This window comes from Rhizomicrobium sp. (assembly GCF_056722145.1).
In genome coordinates this window covers 1-3,094 of record NZ_JBWZET010000326.1, presented here as the reverse complement: position 1 = coordinate 3,094, position 3,094 = coordinate 1, and the positions used below count along the sequence as shown (strand labels likewise).

At 65.1% G+C, this 3,094-nt stretch carries 3 protein-coding genes; all 3 read right to left on the bottom strand.

Annotated elements, in window-relative coordinates; translation table 11 throughout:
• Positions 1-1,474, bottom strand: a 1,474-nt coding sequence (locus AC1P6P_RS17495; RefSeq protein ID WP_481403731.1) for a xanthine dehydrogenase family protein molybdopterin-binding subunit, incomplete at its 3' end; no start/stop codon positions are given.
• 1 nt (position 1,475) lies between these two features.
• Entirely contained in the window at positions 1,476-1,934 is a 459-nt protein-coding gene (locus tag AC1P6P_RS17490; protein WP_481403730.1) for a (2Fe-2S)-binding protein, read from the bottom strand.
• 80 nt (positions 1,935-2,014) lie between these two features.
• Positions 2,015-2,647, bottom strand: coding sequence for a YkgJ family cysteine cluster protein (locus tag AC1P6P_RS17485; protein WP_481403729.1), 633 nt, complete (start codon positions 2,645-2,647; stop codon positions 2,015-2,017).
• Between the last annotated feature and the right edge of the window lie 447 nt (positions 2,648-3,094).

Genomic DNA, 3,094 nt, shown 5'->3' with positions numbered 1-3,094 from the left:
CGGGATCGAGCCCGGCGCAGCTCGCGAACTTTTTATCTTTGCCGAAACTGACGAAGGCGTGCTTCCAGGCGACGATCTTGCCGGACTGATCGAGGCCGGCATTGATCTTGTGCCAGCCGCCGGGGCGGTAGAAATCGTGGGCGAAATCGTCTTCGCGGCTCCAGATCAGTTTCACCGGCGCGCCGACCTGCTTCGAAATCCAGCCGGCTTCGACCATGTAGTCGTTCATCAGCCGCCGCCCGAACCCGCCGCCGGAGCGGGTGATGTGGATGACGATGTCCTTTTCCTTGAGGCCCAAGGTGCCCGCGATCAGCCCGCGCGCCGCTTCAGGAAGCTGGGTCGGGGCCCAGAACTCGCCCCTGCCGCCGGCGACATGGGCGGTGCAGTTCTGCGGCTCGAGCGTGGCATGGGCGATGAAAGGATAGTCGTAGCGCGCTTCGATCGTTTTGGCCGCCGTCTTCAGGGCCGCGTCGGGATCGCCATCGTGGCGCAGGACCCAGGCCGGCGCGGCGGCCAGCAAACGTTCGGCTTCGGCGGCGAACATCGCGCTGGAATGATGCGCATACGAACCTTCGTCCCAGTCCACGCTCAGCGCCTCGCGCGCCTTTTCAGCCCGCCACCAGGAGTCGGCGACGATGGCGATGCCGGGCAACAGGCCGGTCGAAACCGTGCCGCCTTCGGCCCCGAACACATGCGCCTGGCTGCCGGCGACGATGAAGGCGTCCTTGATGCCGGGCCGTTTCTTGATCGCGTCGAGATTGGCGCGTTTGACGCTGCCGCCGAACACCGGACATTTGTGGAACACGGCATAGAGCATGCCGGGCACCACCGTATCGATGCCGAACACCGGCGCGCCTTTGAGGATTTTCGGGCTGTCGATGCCGGCGACCGGCTTGCCGATGATCTTGTAGTCGCGCGGGTCCTTGAATTTCAGGCGGGCGAGAACGGGCGCCGGCCGCTTGGCGGCTGCGGCCACCAGCGAACCATAGGGCGCGCTCTTGCCGGAGGCATGATGCACCACGCCTGCCGCTGTCGTGCAGGTATCGGGCGCAACGCCCCATTGCTCCGCCGCCGCCGCGACGAGTAGCGCCCGCGCCGCCGCTCCGACCTGACGCATCGGGGTGAAATTCTCCGGCGTCGCCATGCTGCCGCCGGCGTACTGGCCCTTGAAGTTGGCATCGTCGAAATCGGCCTGTTCGATCCGCACTTGCCGCCAATCGACATCGAGTTCTTCGGCGATCAGCATCGGCAGCGCGGTCTTGATGCCCTGGCCGATTTCGGGATTCTTCGCCGTCAGGGTCACGCTGTTGTCGGGCGCGATGGTGATGAAGGCGTTGAGCTGGCCGGGCTTGTGCGCTCCGCCGCGCCGGTAATAGCCGACCACCAGGGCGCCGCCCACGGCCAGACTGACCGCGATGAAGGCGCGCCGCGTCGGGCCGGGCTGGCGGAGCTTTTCGAGAACGGAAGGAAGCATCTCAACCTCCTTCGGCGGCGAGCTTGATCGCCTGTTTGATGCGCAGATAGGTGCCGCAGCGGCAGAGGTGGCCGTCCATGGCGGCGACGATGTCCTCGTCGCTGGGCTTCGGATTTTGCGCCAGCAGCGCGGTCGCGGCCATGATCTGCCCGCCCTGGCAATAGCCGCATTGCATGACATCGACCTTGAGCCACGCCGCCGTCACCCGCTTGCCGATCGCGGTGTCGCCGATGCCTTCGAGGGTGACGATCTTCGATGCGCCCAGACTCGACACCGGCATCCGGCATGATGGCACCGGCGCGCCGTCGACATGAACCGTGCACGCCCCGCACAAGCCGGCGCCGCAGCCGTAGCGCGTGCCTTTCAGGTTCATCGCATCGCGCAGTACCCACAACAATGGCGTGTCTTCGTCGACATCGACGCTGCGGTCCCGACCGTTGACGTTCAGCGTGTAGTGCATGGCAACCCTCGTTCCGGCGCCGCCAGTCTTAGCACGCCGTCACGTCACCGCGAAATCCACCACGCCGGGTCGTGCGAATGCTATTTCGGCGTTCCCGTGCTTCCGATGGTTTGATAGAGAATGTCGAGATGCAGGCGGCGTCGCGCTTCGATGTCGTCGGGCTCGGGCGCGCCGTTGAGATGGGTGGCAATGGCGACGTCGATATCGATCAGGTCCTCGGCCGGCATGTCGGGATCGGCCTCCCCGGCATCGATGGCGCTTTGGGCGGCACGCACCCACTCGGCATAGTCGTCGGCCGCCTGCAGGAACGGCATCGCGCCTTGTGCCACGATGAACTCGCCGATGGTCCCCGCGCCGTAAACGCCGCGACTGTCGGGATGGGGCGTGGCGCGGCTCCATTCCTCGGTGCCGTCAGCCGCCACATGCCGGCCCAGCGGATGAAGCCGGCACACCAGCGGCCGTTCGGGGTAGACGCTGCAGCCGTGCGCCGTGAGGAACAGACAGACGTCCTCGCGATCGCGCTTCAGGATGGCGCCGCCCTGTTCGGTGAAGACGGCGAGGAACTCGGTGGTGGAAATGCCGAGATGGCGCGCCAGCCGCGCCACTTCGTACGGATTGACCTGAATGTATTTGTGCGGACAGCAGGCTGAGCAAGCCCGGCAGATATAGCCGAACGGTTCCTGTCGCGCCGCCTCGTGTTGCGGATGAGTCATGACTCCCCCAGGGCGAGGGGAATGGTAAACCGAAATAGGATGTTGGTCTAACGATTGGCTTGTTGCACCCGATATGCAGGATCAATATGGCCTGATGCGACAGCTGCGGATCGGCGTTTCGGGATGTCGCCAGGCGCTGTGGCGGGGCGTGTTCTGTCCCGACGGCCTGCGCCAGAAAGAGGAGCTGTCCTACGCCGCCGCGCCTTCCGCAGCATCGAGATCAACGGCATCTTCCCTGCTTTTCAATCGGTGGTGCAGCGAAAAGATTGCAGCACCGCGGGGACGGAAAGACGCCCGCCGCAAAAAAAATAAGACCCGGCGCGCGTTGGCGCACCGGGCCTTATCCCCCTCGAAACTTACTTGCCGAAATTGTTCGGCAGCTTCGACGTGTCGATGCCTTGGCCGAGGTTCAGCACGTAGACCGCCCCGATATCGAGCGTTTGGGCG